At 69.2% G+C, this 17,318-nt stretch carries 16 protein-coding genes; 8 read left to right on the forward strand and 8 right to left on the reverse strand.

Translation table 11 applies throughout. The annotated features are described in order from the left end of the window. Nucleotides 1-16: 16 nt before the first annotated feature. On the reverse strand, nt 17-1,423 hold the full coding sequence (gene gltX, locus Q7S93_RS09275) for a glutamate--tRNA ligase (protein WP_304713601.1): 1,407 nt from the start codon (nt 1,421-1,423) through the stop codon (nt 17-19). Between the two features lie 112 nt (nt 1,424-1,535). Here gltX and Q7S93_RS09280 point away from each other — a divergent pair, with 112 nt between their 5' ends. Beyond that, on the forward strand, nt 1,536-3,623 hold the full coding sequence (locus tag Q7S93_RS09280; RefSeq protein ID WP_304713602.1) for a ComEC/Rec2 family competence protein: 2,088 nt from the start codon (nt 1,536-1,538) through the stop codon (nt 3,621-3,623). On the opposite strand, the gene lexA is transcribed toward Q7S93_RS09280, so the two are convergent. From lexA to Q7S93_RS09300, 4 genes are all read right to left on the reverse strand, one after another. Beyond that, nucleotides 3,604-4,299, reverse strand: a complete 696-nt coding sequence (lexA, locus tag Q7S93_RS09285) for a transcriptional repressor LexA (protein ID WP_304713603.1) — start codon at nt 4,297-4,299, stop codon at nt 3,604-3,606. The genes Q7S93_RS09280 and lexA overlap by 20 nt on opposite strands. Before the next feature lie 148 nt (nt 4,300-4,447). After that, nucleotides 4,448-5,236 (reverse strand): indole-3-glycerol phosphate synthase TrpC, encoded by a 789-nt coding sequence (trpC, locus tag Q7S93_RS09290; RefSeq protein WP_304713604.1) that lies wholly within the window; start codon nt 5,234-5,236, stop codon nt 4,448-4,450. Continuing rightward, a complete protein-coding gene (gene trpD, locus Q7S93_RS09295; protein WP_304713605.1) occupies nt 5,233-6,246 on the reverse strand; it encodes an anthranilate phosphoribosyltransferase in 1,014 nt (337 codons plus the stop codon). The genes trpC and trpD overlap by 4 nt, the downstream gene beginning before the upstream one ends. A gap of 9 nt (nt 6,247-6,255) precedes the next feature. Continuing rightward, on the reverse strand, nt 6,256-6,846 hold the full coding sequence (locus Q7S93_RS09300) for an anthranilate synthase component II (protein ID WP_304713606.1): 591 nt from the start codon (nt 6,844-6,846) through the stop codon (nt 6,256-6,258). Nucleotides 6,847-6,925: 79 nt separating this feature from the next. Between Q7S93_RS09300 and Q7S93_RS09305 the strand changes: the two genes are divergently transcribed. Beyond that, complete coding sequence (locus tag Q7S93_RS09305; protein ID WP_304713607.1) at nt 6,926-7,177, forward strand: hypothetical protein; 252 nt, start codon at nt 6,926-6,928, stop codon at nt 7,175-7,177. Here the strand turns inward: Q7S93_RS09305 and trpE are convergent. Then, on the reverse strand, nt 7,174-8,706 hold the full coding sequence (gene trpE, locus Q7S93_RS09310) for an anthranilate synthase component I (RefSeq protein WP_304713608.1): 1,533 nt from the start codon (nt 8,704-8,706) through the stop codon (nt 7,174-7,176). The genes Q7S93_RS09305 and trpE overlap by 4 nt on opposite strands. Continuing rightward, nucleotides 8,703-10,643, reverse strand: coding sequence for a peptidylprolyl isomerase (locus tag Q7S93_RS09315; protein WP_304713609.1), 1,941 nt, complete (start codon nt 10,641-10,643; stop codon nt 8,703-8,705). Before Q7S93_RS09315 ends, trpE begins: the two co-directional genes overlap by 4 nt. Nucleotides 10,644-10,769: 126 nt before the next feature. Here Q7S93_RS09315 and tpiA point away from each other — a divergent pair, with 126 nt between their 5' ends. The 5 genes from tpiA (at nt 10,770) to eno (ending at nt 15,672) form a co-directional block, all read left to right on the forward strand. After that, nucleotides 10,770-11,522, forward strand: coding sequence for a triose-phosphate isomerase (gene tpiA / locus Q7S93_RS09320; protein ID WP_304713610.1), 753 nt, complete (start codon nt 10,770-10,772; stop codon nt 11,520-11,522). Between the two features lie 168 nt (nt 11,523-11,690). Further along, nucleotides 11,691-12,131 carry a preprotein translocase subunit SecG gene (gene secG / locus Q7S93_RS09325; RefSeq protein WP_304713611.1) on the forward strand — a complete coding sequence of 147 codons (441 nt, stop codon included), beginning with the start codon at nt 11,691-11,693 and terminating at the stop codon, nt 12,129-12,131. Nucleotides 12,132-12,273: 142 nt separating this feature from the next. Next, complete coding sequence (locus tag Q7S93_RS09330) at nt 12,274-13,914, forward strand: CTP synthase (protein WP_304713612.1); 1,641 nt, start codon at nt 12,274-12,276, stop codon at nt 13,912-13,914. Between the two features lie 138 nt (nt 13,915-14,052). Next, on the forward strand, nt 14,053-14,235 hold the full coding sequence (rpmF, locus tag Q7S93_RS09335; RefSeq protein WP_300579361.1) for a 50S ribosomal protein L32: 183 nt from the start codon (nt 14,053-14,055) through the stop codon (nt 14,233-14,235). A 156-nt stretch (nt 14,236-14,391) separates the two neighbouring features. Then, on the forward strand, nt 14,392-15,672 hold the full coding sequence (gene eno, locus Q7S93_RS09340) for a phosphopyruvate hydratase (protein ID WP_304713613.1): 1,281 nt from the start codon (nt 14,392-14,394) through the stop codon (nt 15,670-15,672). On the opposite strand, the gene Q7S93_RS09345 is transcribed toward eno, so the two are convergent. Further along, the gene (locus Q7S93_RS09345) at nt 15,669-16,796 is read right to left on the reverse strand and encodes an MFS transporter (RefSeq protein ID WP_304713614.1); all 1,128 of its coding nucleotides are present in this window, start codon (nt 16,794-16,796) and stop codon (nt 15,669-15,671) included. The genes eno and Q7S93_RS09345 overlap by 4 nt on opposite strands. 194 nt (nt 16,797-16,990) lie before the next feature. Here Q7S93_RS09345 and Q7S93_RS09350 point away from each other — a divergent pair, with 194 nt between their 5' ends. Further along, nucleotides 16,991-17,305, forward strand: coding sequence for an FtsB family cell division protein (locus Q7S93_RS09350; protein WP_304713615.1), 315 nt, complete (start codon nt 16,991-16,993; stop codon nt 17,303-17,305). The last annotated feature ends 13 nt before the right edge of the window (nt 17,306-17,318 follow it).

Raw genomic sequence — 17,318 nt, forward strand, 5'->3', positions numbered from 1 at the left:
TTGGCCTTATAGCGGTTTACGCAGCGGGCGAAAGCGCATCGTCAAGGCGGGCCAGGCTTTCGTCGCGCCCAAGCGCGGTCAGCGCGCCGGCCAGGTCCGGCGCAGAGGCTGCGCCCGCCAGACAGATGCGCAGGGCCGGGCCGAACTTGCCGATGCCGATGCTCTCGGATTCGGCGAAGGTGCGGATTTCGGCTTCCAGCGAAGGCACGTCCCAGGCGCTCGCCGCCGTCAGCCGTTCCCGCAGCCGGCCAAGCCGTCCACGGGTTTCCTCGTTAAGCAGGCTGGCCGCCTTTTCCGGCATGGCCAGGGGCCGGCTCGCCAGCACGAAGACGGTCGAATCAGCCAGGTCCAGCAGGGTCTTGGCGCCGTCGCGCACCAGCGGAATGGTGCGTTCCAGAACCGGGCGCAGGTCCGCCGGGACCTTGAGGTCGCGGCTTTCATGGATCCCCGTCACCAGATCGGCCAGGCGGCCGATCTTGGCCTGGCGGATGTAATGGTTGTTGATGTGGTTGAGCTTGGCCCAGTCCAGGCGGGCCGGGGCGCCGACGACATCGGCGATGTCGAACCAGCTGATGGCCTGTTCGTCGCTGAAGATCTCGTCGTCCCCGTGGCCCCAGCCCAGCCGCGCCAGATAGTTGCGCATGGCCTCGGGCAGATAGCCCATGGAGTCGAACTCGCTTACGGCCTGGGCGCCGTGACGCTTGGACAGCTTGGCGCCGTCGGGGCCGTGGATCAGCGGCAGGTGCGCCCAGACTGGGACCTCCCAGCCGAGCGCCTTGTAGATCAGGGTCTGGCGGGCGGCGTTGTTGAGGTGGTCATCGCCGCGAATCACATGGGTCACGCCCATGTCGTGGTCATCGACGACCACGGCCAGATTGTAGGTGGGCGAACCGTCGGTGCGCAGCAGGATCAGATCATCCAGATCCTTGTTTTGGAACCGGATGTCGCCTTTCACCTTGTCGGCGACCACGGTGTCGCCGGTCAGCGGGCTTTTGAGCCGCACGACGAAGGGCCGGTCGGGGGCGTCGTTGGGGGTGATGTCGCGCCAGGGTGAGCGGACCACTCGGCCCTCGGCTCGCGCCGTCTCGCGCTCGGCCTCCAGCTCCTCGGGCGTCATATAGTCCCGATAGGCTTCGCCGCGGGCCAGAAGCTCCTCGACAGCGGCCCGGTGAAGGTCGGCCCGGGCGGCCTGGAACACCGGCGCCTCGTCGGCCTCGAGGCCCAGCCACTTCAGGCCCTCGAAGATCACGCCGACGGCGGCCTCGGTGGAGCGCTCGCGATCAGTGTCCTCGACGCGCAAAAGGAACTTTCCGCCGGTGCGCCTGGCGTAAAGCCAGTTGAAAAGCGCCGTGCGAGCCGTGCCAATATGCATCGAGCCAGTGGGCGAGGGGGCGATCCGGGTGACGACGGGACGGTCGGGCATCGAGGTCGGGGGTCTTGAGGTGTCGCAGGCCGGCGGGATCGCCGGGCGATGGGGCCGGGGTCTTAGCATGCGCTTCCCCAGGGCTCCTAGTCCGCGGGCGCTGGCGGCGGCCTTGGGCGCCGCCGTGCGCGATCAGGCCGACCGTTGGAGCCTCTGGACGCCGGTCGCCTTCGGCCTGGGCTGCGCGGCCTATTTCACCCTTGACCGGGAGCCCCTGGGCGTCGTCGCCTGGATCGCCGCGGCCCTGTCCCTGGGCCTCCTGATCACGGCGCGCCGGCTCAACATCACGCGGGCCGCCTCGCTTCTGCTGATCCTGGCGGCCTTTGGCTTGGCGGGATTCTCGGCGGCCAAGTTCCGCACCGACGCCGTGGCAGGGCCCCTTGCGCCAGCGATGGGCCAGCCGGCTCAGATCGAGGGCTGGGTCGTGGACGTGGCCAGCCCCGGCCAGGGCGGCAGCCGCATCCTCGTGGCGCCGACGCGGATCGAAGGGCTGGCGCCGGGCGACACGCCGAGCCGCGTCCGGATCACCCTGCGGGATGTCACGCCGCCCGCGCCGGGCCAGGCCGTGCGCATGCTGGCCCTGGTGAACCCTCCGCCGCCGCCCGCCAGCCCCGGCGGCTACGACTTCGCCCGGGACGCCTTCTACGAGAGTATCGGCGGTGTCGGCTTCGCCCTGACTCCGCCGGAGGCTGCGGATCTGCCGCGGCCGCCGGGGCGGCTGGTCCTCGAGATGAGGATCAATGCCGCCCGCTGGACCCTGGCCCAGCAGATCGTCGCCGCCATGGGGGCGGAGACCGGCGGCCTGGCTGCGGCCATGGTCATGGGCAACCAGGCCTTTGTTCCCCCAGAGCAGATCGAGCATATGCGGGCCTCGGGATTGGCCCATCTGATTTCGATTTCTGGCCTGCACATGGCCATTGTCGGCGGCTTCGTCTTCGCCGCCGTGCGGGCCGGCGTGGCGGCCTGGCCATGGCTCGCCCTGCGGGTGTCCAGCAAGAAGGTCGCGGCCCTGGCGGGGCTGAGCGCGGTGGCCTGCTATCTGGTGGTGTCGGGGGCGCCTGCGCCGGTCCAGCGGGCGGCGATCACGGCGTCCGTCGCCTTCGCCGCGATCGTCTTCGACCGGCGGGCCATCAGCCTGCATGGCCTGGCCCTCGCCGCCCTGATCGTCCTGCTGATCCATCCCGAGGCGGTGACTGAGCCGGGCTTCCAGATGTCGTTCGCCGCCACGGCGGCCCTGGTCGCCCTGGCCGAGGTCTGGCCGCATCCGATCCGTGAGATCAGCGCCCCCTGGCCGATCCGGTTCGTCCAGACCAGCCTGACCTGGCTGGGCGCCAGCCTGGCCGCCAGCCTTGTGGCCGGCATGGCGACGGGGCCGTTCGCCCTGCAGCACTTCAATCGGATGGCCACCTTTGGCCTGGCGGCGAATCTGGCGGCCTCGCCCATCTCGTCCTTCCTGATGATGCCGAGCCTCGCCATCGGCGCGGCGCTCGCGCCGCTCGGCCTGGGGGACATTCCCCTGATGGTGTCGGGCTGGGGGATTGGCTTGATCACGGACGTGGCCCAGATCGCTGCGGAGGCGCCGGGGGCAAGCCTGCTGGTGGCCAGCGCGCCGGCCTGGGCCTTGCCCAGCGCCTTTCTTGGCATTCTCTGGATGTGCCTCTGGCGCGGACCTGTCCGATGGCTCGGCCTGCCGTTCGCCCTGGCGGTGAGCCTGGCGCCGCGGGGCGAGCCGCCCACACTCTGGGTCGCCGCCGACGGCGCCCAGGTGGCGGTGCGGCAGGGCGACCAGGCCATCTTGATGCGGCCGGACGTCAAGCGGTTCGCCGCCGAACGCTGGGCGCAGCGGCGGGGGCTGACGCCCAGCCAGGACGAGGCGCCGCGGGACGATCTGTATGTCTGTGATCGCTGGACCTGCCGCCCGGGGCCGGATGCGCCGGCGCCCGTGGCCGCCTATTGGAGCCGAAAGGTCCCCGATGCTGAAACCCTTGCCGGGCTCTGCGCCTCAGCCGAGGTGGTCATCATACGTCCGGACCTGCCGCCGAACCTGTGCCCCGGCGTGATTATCCTGAGCGGGACGGACTTCGCCCGGGGCGGCGCGCTGGAGCTGAGCCGCGAGGACGGCGCATGGCTCGCCCTCTGGACCCAGGACCAGCGTGGGCACAGACCCTGGACCTGGGGGTCTAGTGGTAGCGGCGAATGAGGCCGACGAGCCGACCCTGCACGGCCACCTGGTCGGGGCCGAAGATGCGGGTCTCATAGGCGGGGTTGGCGGCCTCGAGCGCTACCGAGGCGCCCTTGCGGCGCAGGCGCTTGAGGGTCGCTTCTTCGCCCATGACCAGGGCGACGACGATGTCGCCGGAATTGGCCGAATCGGCCCGCCGGATGACCACATAGTCCCCGTCGAGGATGCCGGCGTTGATCATCGAATCGCCCTGCACTTCGAGAACGAAATGCTCGCCGGCGCCCAGCATGGATTCCGGCACATGGATCCGGTCGCGCTCCTGTTGGATGGCCTCGATGGGCGTACCGGCGGCGATCTTGCCGAGCACCGACAATTCGCGGGTGTCATTGGCCGCCTGGGGCGCCGATGCGCCATCGCCCTGTTCGACCAGTTGCGGTCGAAAGGCCTGCCGACCCTTGGGCGGCGCAGTCGCCGTGGCCTGCTGCGGCAGCTTCACCACCTCCAGCGCCCTGGCGCGATGGGGGAGGCGGCGGAGGAAGCCGCGCTCCTCAAGGGCGGTGATCAGGCGATGGATGCCTGACTTGGAGGCCAGGTCGAGGGCTTCCTTCATCTCGTCGAAGGACGGCGAGACCCCGGTCTCCTTGATCCGCTCATGGATGAACATGAGCAGTTCGTGCTGCTTACGGGTCAGCATTGGACTTTCCCAACCTAAAGAACAAATCGCAAACGTTGCGAATGTTCTCTAGGCGTTCTTCCTTAATGTCAAGTTACCCACAAGACCGTTGAAATCACGGGCAATCTCAAGCGGGGCGTTCAGCCTCGACCGACTCGGTCGGCTGGTGTCAGCCGAGCAGGGCGCGAGCGGCCTGGGCCACATCGGTCTGCCGCATCAGGCTTTCGCCCACCAGCATGGCCCGGGCGCCGGCAGCCTCCAGCCGGCGGACGTCAGCCGGGCCGGCGATGCCGCTTTCGGTGACCAGCAGGGCGTCGGCCGGCGCCAGGGCGGCCAGCCGCTCGGTGATCGAGAGATCGGTCTCGAAGGTGCGGAGATTTCGGTTGTTGACGCCCACCAGCCGGGCCCCCAGGCGACCGGCGCGGGCCATCTCGGTCTCGTCATGCACCTCCACCAGGGCGTCCATCCCCCAGGCGCTCGCCTGGGCCAGGAGGTCGGCGGCCAGGGCGTCATCGACCATGGCCATGATGATCAGGATTGCGTCGGCGCCCAGGGCGCGGGACTCGGCCACCTGCCAGGGATCGACCAGGAAGTCCTTGCGGATCGCTGGCAGGCTCACGGCGTTCCGCGCAGCGGTCAGATAGGCGTCGTCGCCCTGGAAGCTGGGACTATCGGTGAGCACCGACAGGCAGGCCGCGCCGCCGGCCTCATAGGCCACGGCCAGGGCCGGGGGGTCGAAGCCGGCGCGGATCAGGCCCTTGGACGGGGAGGCCTTCTTGATCTCGGCGATCAGGGCCAGACGCCCCGGCGCATGGCCCTGGACCAGGGCGGTGTGGAAGCCGCGCGGAGGGCTGGCCGCCCTGGCGGCCGCCTCGACCTCGGCGACCGTCCGGGCGGCCTTGCGCTCGGCGACTTCGATCCGCTTGTAGGCGGCGATCTGGTCGAGGATGTCGCTCATGAGTTGGTGATCTCGCACAGGCGGTCGAGGGCGGCCAGCGCCCGGCCGTCGTCGATCACCTGTCCGGCCAGAGCGACCCCTTCGCTCAAGGTCTCGACCTTGTCGGCCACCAGGAAGGCGGCGGCTGCGTTGAGCAGGACAATGTCCCGATAGGCGCCGGCCTCGCCCTGGAGCAGGGCGCGCAGGGCCGCGGCGTTGACCTCCGGCGACCCGCCGGTCAGGTCCGAGAGGGCGGCGCGGGGCAGGCCGACGGCTTCGGGCGTAACGGTGAAGAGGCGCACCTGACCATCGCGGTATTCGGCCACCTGGGTCTCGCCGGTGGTGGTCATCTCGTCCATGCCACCCCCATGGACCACCCAGGCGCGCTCGGCGCCCAAGCTCCCCAGCACGCGGGCGAGGGGCTCAACCCACCGTTCAGAGAACACGCCGAGCACCTGGCGCTGAGCGCCGGCTGGATTGCCCAGGGGGCCCAGCAGGTTGAACAGGGTGCGGAAGCCAAGCTCGGCGCGGATCGGCGAGACGTGTTTCATCGCCCCGTGGTGGGCCTGGGCGAACAGGAAGCAGAGGCCCGCCTCGTCCAGGGCGCGCAGCTGCTGCTCGCGGCTGGCGTTGATATTGACCCCGAGCGCGGCGAGCACGTCGGCGCCGCCCGACCGGGAGGACAGGGCGCGGTTGCCGTGCTTGGCCACCTTGAGGCCGCCACCGGCCGCCACGAAGGCCACGGCGGTGGAGATGTTGAGGGTGTGGAGGCCGTCGCCGCCGGTGCCGCAGACATCGATCACCTGGTAGGGGTGATCCAGGGTGACGGCGGCCTCGCGCATGGCCCGGGCGCAGGCGGTGATCTCGCCCACCGTCTCGCCGCGCATCCGCATGGCGGTCAGCGCCGCGGCCACCTGGGCCGGTGTCGGTTCGCCCCGCAGACAGGCGGAGAAGAACACCTGGGCGTCGGCTTCAGACAGGGTCGCGCCGTCGGCCAGGCGGGCCAGCAAGGGCTTGAAAGCGTCAGACATGGATCGGACTCAGGCCTCGGTCAGGCGCCGCGCGCCGGCCAGGTCGAGGAAGTTGGAGAGCAGAGCGTGACCGCCCTCGGTGGCGATGGACTCTGGGTGGAACTGGACCCCGTAGATCGGCCGGCTCACATGCTGCACGCCCATGACCTCGCCATCCTCGGTCCAGGCGGTGATCTCCAGGACCTCGGGCATGGTCTCCCGGCGCACCGACAGGCTGTGATAGCGGGTGGCGGTGAAGGGGTTGGGCAGGGCGGCGAAGACGCCCTTGCCCGTGTGATGGATGGGGCTGGTCTTGCCGTGCATCAGGGTCGCGGCCCGGATCACCTCGCCGCCGAAGGCCTGGCCGATGGCCTGATGGCCCAGGCACACGCCGAAGATCGGCAGGTCGTCCGGCGCCTTGGCCAGCAGGTCGAGACAGAGGCCGGCCTCATTGGGGGTGCAGGGACCGGGCGAGAGCAGCACGCCCTCGGGCTTCAGCGCGATCACCTCTTCGGCGCTCAACGCGTCATTACGATGGACCAGCGTTTCGGCCCCAAGCTCGTTCAGATAGTGGACGAGGTTGTAGGTGAAGCTGTCGTAGTTATCGACGACGAGGATCATGAAGGTTCTCTAGGCCAAAGCTCTGAGGTGCGCAAAGCGCCGCGTTGCATATGGGGGGACGCGGGCCGATGCTGCAAATATGACGGCTGCTGATTCCGCTCTCGATCCTGAAGCCCTGGCCGAAGCGCGGAGCCTGTTGGCTGCGCCCGCTGCCCGCGAACGGCTCTGGCCGGTGCTGGCGGCGGCGGCCTTCGCGGCCGTGGCGGCCCTCGCCCTGGCCGGCGCCATGATCACCGCCCCGCCGGTGGTCACCCAGCATCTGACGGGCGAATCGGGCGTCTCACTGGACGATGCGCCGCTTAGCGAAACGCCCCTGGAAGAAGCGCCCTAGACGAATCGCCAGGCGTCCTCGGCGGCGCGGCGAAGGGCGCGGGCCTTGTGCAGGGTCTCGTCATATTCAGCGTCGGGATCTGAGTCGGCCACCACGCCGCCGCCCGACTGGATGTACATCTGGCCATCCTTGAAGCAGGCGGTGCGCAGGACGATGCAGGTGTCCACCGAGCCGTCGGCGCCGAAATAGCCGACCGCGCCGGCATAGGCGATGCCGCGCTTCTCGATCTCCAGCTCATCAATGATCTGCATGGCGCGCACCTTGGGCGCCCCTGAAAGCGTGCCGGCCGGCAGGGCGGCCATCAGCACGTCCACCGGATCGACCCCCTCGGGGGCGTCGCCCTCCACATTGGAGACCAGATGCATGACGTGGCTGTAGCGCTCGACGAAGAAGCTATCGGTCACCCGCACGCTCGGGCCCTTGGGGCGCGTTGCGGCGGCGTTGCGGCCGGGCTGGCGCAGCATGGCGACCCGGCCCACGTCGTTGCGTCCGAGATCGAGCAGCATCAGATGCTCGGCCCGTTCTTTGGGGTCGGCGATCAGCTCCTGTTCGAGGGCCAGGTCCTCTTCGGGCGTGGCGCCCCGGGGGCGGGTGCCGGCGATCGGGCGGATGGTGATCTTGCCATCCCGCAGGCGGACCAGGATTTCCGGGCTGGAGCCCGCCAGCTGGAAGTCGCCGAAGTTCAAGTAGAACAGGAAGGGCGAGGGATTGGTCCGGCGCAGGGAGCGGTAGAGCGCCAGCGGGTCCAGGGCGAAGGGCGCGCGGAACCGGTGGCTGGGCACCACCTGGAAGATGTCCCCGGCGCGGATATAGGCCTTGGCCTTGCCGACTATCTCTCGATAGGCCTCGCGGCTGATCGGGGTGGTGAAGGCGTCGGCCTGAGGCGCGCCGTCCCGCTTCAGGGCCGGCGTCGGCTTGGCCAGATCTGCGACCACGGCGGCGAGGCGCGCCTGAGCCGCGTCGTGGGCCGCCTCGGCAGACTGGCCATCAGGCCGCACGGTGGTGGCCAGGATGATCTCCTGTCCGATGGAGTCGAAGATCGCCACCACGGACGGCCGCGTCATCACCCCGTCAGGCAGGTCCAGGGGGTCTGGATTGACATCAGGCAGCCGCTCCACCAGCCGGACCATGTCGTAGCCCAGGGCGCCGAACACCCCGGCCACCATCGGCGGCAGGCCGGCGGGAATGTCCAGGCGGCAGGCGGCCACGAGGTCGCGCAGGGACTCGAGACTGCCGGCGGCCTGGGGCGTGAACCGGCCCGCGGCGATGTCGTCGCCCTCGGCGATCTCGGCCCGCTCGCCCCGGCAGCGCCAGACCAGATCCGGCTTCAAGGCGATCCACGAATAGCGCCCGCGCCAGGCGCCCCCCTCGACGGATTCGAAGAGGAAGGCGTAGGGCTGGCCTTGGCCGATCTTCAGATAGGCCGAGACCGGCGTCTCCAGGTCGTCGATCAGGCGGGTCCAGACCACCTGCGCCGCGCCCGCGCCGTAGCGGGCGGCGAAGTCTGAGAGCGCAGGTTCGACGATCATGCCTTGGGCTCCGGCGCCTTGGCGGGGGCCTTGGCCGGATCCGCCTTGTCGCGGGGCTGAAGGCCCAGCACGGTGCGGGCGCGATTCTCGTCGATGCGGACCCGAACTTCATCGCGGGCGGCGAGGCTGGCGGCCTCGACGAGGTCGCGGAACAGGGCCATGCTGGCCTGGCCGCGGCCGCTCTCCGCCGCGGCGGCGATCTCCGCCGTATCGCCCGGACGGACGGCCTCGAGCTTGCCGACGACCACGGCGAACTCCACGGCGCGGGCGGTGAACACCTCATTCGGCTCGGCGGAGAAGGCCTTGACCAGCATGTCTTCGGAAAGCTGCTCGGTCTGCTGGGCGGTGGCGCGGCTCAGGCTGGTGGCCCGGGTCACCCGCGCGCCGATGGTTCCAGCGGCGGCTTCCAGGGTCTGGGCGCCGCGGACCAGTTCGGCCAGCTCATTGGCCTTGGCCTCAAGACGACGCACCATCTCTCGCTGCATCCAGGCCCGCACCAGCACCGGGCGGACCTCGTCCAGCGGGGGCAGGGCGGCGGGGATCACCCGCTCGACCTTCACGGCGAAGTACTGGCCCTCGGCCAGTTCGGCGAGGTCGCTCTCGCCGCCCTCGGCGAGTTCAAAGGCCGTCGCCATGACCTGCGGCGTCAGCCCTTCGACGGGCTGGCCGTCCTGGGTGCGACCCTGTTCGCTGATGGCGGGCAGGGTGATGACCGTGGCTTCGGCGGCCTTGGCGGCCTCGGCCAGGGAAGCGCCGCCGATATGGGCCTCTTCATAGGCCTGGGTGCGCTCATAGACCTTCTCGGCGGCCGCATCCTCGCGGATCTCGGCCTCCAGCATGGGGCGAACATCCTCAAGCGTCGGTTGGCGGCCGGGGTTGACCGATGTGACCTTGACCACGGCCAAACCCAGGTCGCCCTCGATGGGCGCGCTGACCTCGCCGGCGGCGAGGGCGAAGGCGGCTTCCGCCACCTTGCGATCTGCGATGGCGGTGCGTGGGCGGCCCTCATAGACGATGGGATCGACGCCCAGGTCCCGGGCGACAGCGGTCGGGTCTTCGCCTTCGCGCAGCCGCTGGGCGATGCGTGTGGCGGCGGCCTGATCCTTGGCCGGGATCTGGATCAGGGTGCGGGTCTCCGGCTGGGACAGGGTGTCCCTGCGGAACGCGAAGCGCTCCTGGAGCTGTGCGTCCGTGACCTCGACGTCGAGATCCTGCGGCCGGGGGGCGAAGCGGACCACCGACAGCACCCGATATTCCGGCTGGGTCAGTTGGGCCGAATTCTCCCGCATGAAGGCCTGGAGTTGGTCGTCGCTCGGCAGTTCCGGCGCCTCGACATTGTTCACGTCCACCTGGAAATAGCCCAGGTCGCGCTGCTCGCGGTCGATCATGGCCGGCAGGGCGCTATAGGCCCGCGGGGCCCGCAGGCCGCTCACCAGGCCCGAGGCGAAGTGCTGCTGGGCGATGTCGTCTTCCAGCTGCGCCAGGAACGCGTCGGGAGTTAGATTAGCCTGGGAGAGGCGCTGGGCCATCAGGTTGCTGTCGAACCGGCCGTTGATCGGATCGAAGAAGGCCGGAATCTGCCGCAGCTGGTCGGCCACCAGGCTGTCGCCAGGCCGGATTCCCATCTTGTGCAGCAGGGCCGCCAGGGCCTCTCGGGTGGCGATCTGTTCGAGCAGGCGCGGGATGATGCCGTTTTCATCGGCCATCTGCGGCGTGATCGGCTGGCCGACCTGCTGCTCGGTCTGCTGGCGCCATTCGTCAAATGCCCGGCGGAAGCCCGCATCATCGACGGTGCGGTCGCCCGCCTTCACCACGGTGGTGGAGAACTGGCCTTGCAGGACGTCGGACATGCCGAACACGGCGAAGCTGATGATCAGCAGGCCGATCAGGAGGGCCGCCACCCAGGATTTGGCGAAGGCGCGGAAAGCAGTGAGCATGGAGGACCCTTCCTCGGGCGCGAAGTCCAGAGGGGCGGGTATAGTGGAGGCGGCTTCCCCCCCGCAAGCACGTGACAGAGTCGATCGCTTGGCTTAACCGCCAGATCGACCCCAAGGAGAGGCCCGATGAACGCACCCACCCCCCTGATCGCCGGCAACTGGAAGATGAACGGGACGGCGGGCGCCCTGGCCGAAGCCCAGGCCGTGGCGGCCGGCGCGCCGGCCTTGGGCGTGCGGGTGGCGCTCTGTCCCCCCGCCACCCTGGTGGAGCGGATGAGCCGCGCCCTGGCCGGCGGGGGGGTCGCCATCGGCGGCCAGGACTGTCATGCGGAGGCCTCGGGCGCCTTCACCGGCGATGTGTCGGCCGAGATGCTCGCCGACGCCGGGGCGAGCCTGGTGATCCTCGGGCACTCCGAACGCCGGGCGGTCCACGGCGAAAGCGACGGCGATGTCGCCGCCAAGGTCGAGGCCGCCCTGCGCGGCGGACTGGAGCCCATCATCTGTGTCGGCGAGACCCTGGACGAGCGTGAAGCCGGTCGCGCCCTGGAGGTGGTGACCCGGCAGGTGCGCGGCTCCTTGCCGCCCAGCCTCGCGGGCAAGGCCTTCACGGTGGCCTATGAGCCGGTCTGGGCCATCGGCACGGGCTTGACCCCGAGTTCGGACGATATCGTCGAGATTCACCAGGCGATCCGGGCGACCCTGCGTGAGATGTTCGGCGCGGCCGGCGATGCGCCCGCCATTCTCTATGGGGGCTCGGTGAAGCCGGGCAACGCGGCTGAGATTCTTGGCCTGCCTGAGGTGGGCGGGGCCCTGGTGGGGGGCGCCTCGCTGAAGGCCGCGGACTTCCTGGCCATTGTCGCCGGCGCCCCGAAGACCTAGCTAGGGGCCAAGCCCGCCGGTTTGCGGCGACGAATGGCGACGCCTGCGCCGCCAAAGAACGGCGCCTCGGCCTATGGCCTTGGCGGACGGGGGATGATAGAGCGCGCGCTTGGTTTTTCGGCGCTAGCCCTTCCTTGAGGGCGTGCGCCAGAGGTTTTGGACTTGTCCATGCTGCTCGGCATCTTGCTCGTCATTCAGATCATCGTCTGCCTGGTCCTGATCGGCCTCGTGCTACTCCAGCGTTCCGAAGGGGGCGCGCTCGGCATGGGCGGCGGCGGATCGGGGAACTTCATGAGCGCCCGGGGGGCCGGCGATTTCCTGTCGCGCTTCACCTGGATTCTCGGCGGCGTCTTCTTCGCGCTCAGCCTGACCATCACGCTTGTGTCCGGACGCGTCAGCGGTGGCTCGGCGGTGGATCGGCTGAACATCGAGTCCCTGGACCCGACACTGCTGAACCAGCCCCCCGTCGCGCCGATTCCGACTGCGCCGGTTGAAACTGCGCCGGCCACGGATGGGGCGCTCGACGCCCCGGCCGCCCAGATCCGCAACCCCTTCCTCGACGCCGAACCCGGCGAAGGGGAGGGCTCTCCGGCCGCGCCGGCGCCCTGAGCCCGACGGGCTTAGGCGTCCCTTTGCGGCGCCTGGGCCATGAGCTTTCCGTCACCGGCCGCGCCCTTGCGGCCACCCAAGACGTTTTGGCGCACCCGCAGATGCGGTGCTGCGCCCCGAATCGATGGTAGGTTGATCGCCCATGACCCGGTACATTTTCATCACCGGCGGCGTGGTCTCATCCCTGGGAAAAGGTCTCGCCTCCGCCGCGCTCGGCGCGCTCCTGCAGGCCCGCGGCTATAAGGTCCGCCTGCGCAAGCTCGACCCCTATCTGAACGTCGATCCGGGGACCATGAGCCCCTATCAGCACGGGGAAGTCTTCGTCACCGAGGACGGCGCCGAGACCGACCTCGATCTTGGCCACTACGAGCGGTTCACCGGGGTCAACGCCACCCGCGGCGACAACGTCACCACCGGCCAGATCTACAAGACCATCCTGGAGCGCGAGCGCCGCGGCGACTATCTGGGCGCCACCGTCCAGGTGATTCCCCACGTCACCGACGAGATCAAACGCTTCGTCCTGTCCGATCCCGGCGACGGCGTCGACTTCGTGCTGGTGGAGATCGGCGGCACGGTGGGCGACATCGAGGGCCTGCCCTTCTTCGAGGCCATTCGCCAGCTTGGCCAGCAGCTGCCCCGGGGCAATGTGTGCTACGTCCACCTGACGCTGCTGCCCTATATCAAGACCGCCGGCGAGATGAAGACCAAGCCGACCCAGCACTCGGTGAAGGAGCTGCGGTCCATCGGCATCCAGCCCGACATCCTGCTCTGCCGCTGCGAGACCGAGATTCCGGCCGGTGAGCGGCGCAAGATCGCGCTGTTCTGCAATGTGCGCGAAAGCGCGGTGATCGAGGCTCAGGACTCCAGCAGCATCTACACCGTGCCCCTGGACTATCACCGCCAGGGCCTGGACACCGAGGTGCTGGACGTCTTCGGCATCACCGACGCCCCGGCCCCCGACCTCTCGCGGTGGGAGACCATCGGCCACACCCTGACCCACCCGGACGGCGAGGTGAACTTCGCCATCGTCGGCACGTACACCGGCCTGACCGACGCCTATAAGTCCCTGGTGGAGGCCCTGGTCCATGGCGGGGTTGCCAATAATGTCCGGGTCAAGTTCGACTGGGTCGAGGGCGAGGCCTTCGAGGGCGGCGAGGAGGAGCTGATCTCCGAGCGCCTGACCGGCGTCCACGGCGTGCTGGTGCCCGGCGCCTTCGGCCAGCGCGGCTCCGAAGGCATGATCCAGGCGGTCCGCTTCGCCCGCGAGCACGAGATTCCCTATTTCGGCATCTGTTTCGGCATGCAGATGGCGATGATCGAGGCGGCCCGGAATCTGGCCGGCCTCAAGGACGCCTCATCGACGGAGTTTGGCCCGACGACCGAGCCGGTTGTCGGCCTGATGACCGAATGGGTGCGCGGCAACGCCCGCGAGACCCGGGGGCTGGACGACGACCTGGGCGGCACCATGCGGCTTGGGGCCTACGACGCCGTCCTGACGCCGGGGTCCAAGGTGTTCGACATCTATGGCGGCCCGGCCATCAGCGAGCGCCATCGCCACCGCTATGAGGTCAATATCGGCTATCGCGAGGCCATCGAGCAGACCGGCCTGCGGATGACCGGCCTGTCGCCGGACGGCGTCCTGCCGGAGATCTGCGAGCGCACCGACCACCCCTGGTTCGTCGGCGTCCAGTTCCACCCCGAACTGAAAAGCCGCCCCTTCCAACCCCACCCCCTGTTCGCCAGCTTCATCGGCGCGGCCAAGGAACGGAGCCGGTTGGTCTGATGGCCGGACTGGGGCTCCACCGATCATTCTTGCGGTCGACGGCGCTTGAAACCTCGGGCGGATTGCGTCATACACCCGCGCTCACGTCGGCGGCCCCCGTGGCCGCCGTCTCAATTTTATACGCCTGCGAGACTCCCTATGGCCGTTCCTAAGCGAAAAGTATCGCCCTCGCGGCGCAACATGCGGCGCTCCCATGATGCGCTGGGCAAGAACTCCTTCGTCGAAGACAAGGAAACCGGCGAGCTGAAGCGCCCGCACCATGTCGACCTGAAGACCGGCATGTACAAGGGCCGCCAGGTCATGACGCCGAAGGAAGACTAAGGCTCTTTTAGAGCCCGTCCTCCGTCGCAAGACATCGAGGCCTCGCCCGGACCGGGCGAGGCCTTTTGCGTGGCCGATTGCCCGCTGCGCCGAAGGTGGCTAAGCCTCCCGGGCTTTCCAGAACCAACGCCTGCGCCTGCCATAACGAGGACCGCCATGACCGAGATCGTCGACATCACCGCCCGGGAAATCCTCGACAGCCGCGGCAATCCCACGATCGAGGTCGATGTGGTGCTGGAAGACGGCTCCATGGGCCGGGCCGCCGTGCCCTCGGGGGCCTCGACCGGGGCCCATGAGGCGGTGGAGAAGCGAGACGGCGAGAAGGGCCGCTATCTGGGCAAGGGCGTCCTGCAAGCCGTCGAGGCCGTCAATGGCGAGATCTATGACGCCCTGTCGGGCTTCGACGCCGAGGACCAGCACCGGCTGGACGACCTGCTGATCGAGCTGGACGGCACGGCCAACAAGTCGCGGCTGGGCGCCAACGCCATCCTGGGCGTCAGCCTGGCGGCGGCCAAGGCGGCGGCCGGCAGCGCCAACCTGGCGCTCTACAAGTATGTGGGCGGGGTCTCGGCCCGGGTGCTGCCGGTGCCGATGATGAACATCATCAATGGCGGCGCGCACGCCGACAATCCCATCGACATCCAGGAATTCATGATCCTGCCCACCGGCGCCGACTCCTTCGCCGAGGGCCTGCGCATGGGCGCCGAGATCTTCCACGGCCTGAAGAAGGCCCTGAAGGACGCGGGCCACAACACCACTGTCGGCGACGAGGGCGGTTTCGCCCCCAATATCGGCAGCGCCGAAGAGGCCCTGGCCTTCATCGTCAAGGCCGGCGAGGCGGCGGGCTATCGCTGCGGCGACCATTTCCACCTGGGTCTGGACGTGGCGTCGACCGAGTTCTTCAAGGACGGCAAGTACGTGCTGGACGGCGAGGGCCAGAGCTTCGATCCGGCCGGCATGGTCGACTATCTGGCCGCCCTGGTGGCCAAGTTCCCCATCGTCTCCATCGAGGATGGCTGCGCCGAGGATGATTTCGACGGCTGGAAGCTGCTGACCGACAAGCTGGGCGCCAAGGTCCAGCTGGTGGGCGACGACCTGTTCGTCACCAATCCGGCCCGCCTGTCGGACGGCATCGACAAGGGCCTGGCCAACTCCATCCTGGTCAAGGTCAACCAGATCGGCACCCTGTCGGAGACCCTGGACGCGGTCGATATGGCCCATCGCGCCGGCTACACCGCCGTCATGAGCCATCGCTCGGGGGAGACCGAGGACTCCACCATCGCCGACCTGGCCGTGGCCACCAACTGCGGGCAGATCAAGACCGGCTCGCTGGCCCGCTCCGACCGGACGGCCAAGTACAACCAGCTGCTGCGCATCGAGCAGGAGCTGGGCGACCAGGCCCTCTATCTGGGCCGCAAGGCGATCAAGCAGATCTAGCCGCGGTTCCGGCTCAAGAGCAGCGTCAGGGCCAGCATGGCGGCGGGGACGGCCACATAGAGGCAGAGGCCCGCCGTCAGTCCCCAGGCGTCCGCCGCCAGCCCCACCAGCGCCGGGAAGCCGGCGCCGGCCAGGCCGATGGCCGACACCACCGCGCCGGTCGATCCCGCCTGTCCTGGGCGCAGGGTGAGGACGAGGCTCTGCAGGGCCGTATAGAAGACCGCCCCGCTGAAGCCGAAGACCAGTCCGCCGCCCACGACCAGCCCGGCCTGGGGCCCGAAGGCCATCACCGGCAGGCTGAGCGCCGTGGCGAGGGCGACGGGGACAAGAACCCGTCCCGGCGCGGCGGCGGGAATCAGACGACCGGCCAGGCTATGGCCCGCCAGCCCACCGGCCAGCGCGCCTGTGGACAGGATCACGGCCAGCCCTGGTCCATAGCCGGCGACCCTGTCGAGATAGGCGATCAGGAAGGCCAGCAGCGGCTCGTCCAGCAGGGCGAACAGCCCCATGATCACCGCCATCAGCAGCACCCGTCCGTCGGTGAGCAGGGCCAGCAGGCGAAGCCCGGGCTGGGCGTCGCCCGGCGCCCTGTGCGGGGGCGGAAAGCGCTGCGAGGCCAGCCACAGCCCATAGGCCAGCATCAGCCCGCCGCCCGCCAGGAAGAGGCCCCGCCAGCCCAGGCCGAGGCCGGCGGCCAGGGCCAGGCTCGCCGGCGCCAGCAGGTCGCCCAGCGCCGACCAGGCGTTCACCCGCCCCAGCATGCGCGGCAGGTCCTCGCCTGCCAGGTCCACCAACGCCACCTCGCACCCATGGATGAAGGCGTCGCTGGCGGCGCCCCAGACGAAGGCGGCGGCGAACAGCGTGATGAAGGATTCGCCCAGGCCGAAGGCGATCATGGCGCCGCCATAGGCCAGGGCGCCCAGGGCCGACAGCCAGCGACGGCTGACATAGTCGGCGGCGGCCTGGAAGACGATGCCGACGGTTCCGCCCAGGCTGAGCGCCGCCAGGACCAGGCCGCCCTGGGCGTAGCTTAGGCCGACATCCTCGCGCAGGGCTTCAAGGACACCGGCGGGCAGGAAGGTGAACCACTCGTCGGCGAACCTGACCAGCAGCAGGGCCGTCACGAGAGCATAGGGCGCGCGGGTGAGCGGCGGCAGCAGCCATGCCGCGATACGCTTCAGTCGGCCGGCGGAGCGCTTAGGTCAATTGGGCGGGTGCTTGTGATCCATGCTCGCTATCCTCATCGCCAAACAGCTGAGCTGCAACGCAAAATTAAGCACAATTGACGAGTCTGAAGCGTCGCAATTGCAGAATCGCCGTGCTCACAGGTCTTCGCTCCTACATCTCGACCGCCGCCCTGGCGCTCCTGATCGTCTATTTCGCGTACCACGCCCTGACCGGCGATCAGGGCCTGCTGACCTCGGCCCAGCGGGAGCAGACCCTGGCGACCAAGTCGGCGGAACTGGCGCGCCTGACGGCCCAAAGGCAGGATCTCGAGGTGCGCGCCAAACTGCTGCGCGACGGCTCGCTTTCGGCAGATCTTCTCGAAGAACGGGCCCGGTCCCTCCTAGGTTATAGCGATCCCAGGGATTATGTGATCCGCATTCAGGGCGATAACCCCACGGGCGGCTGACCTGCCGGCCAGC

The organism is Phenylobacterium sp. (assembly GCF_030646615.1).
In the GTDB taxonomy this organism is placed as follows: domain Bacteria; phylum Pseudomonadota; class Alphaproteobacteria; order Caulobacterales; family Caulobacteraceae; genus Phenylobacterium.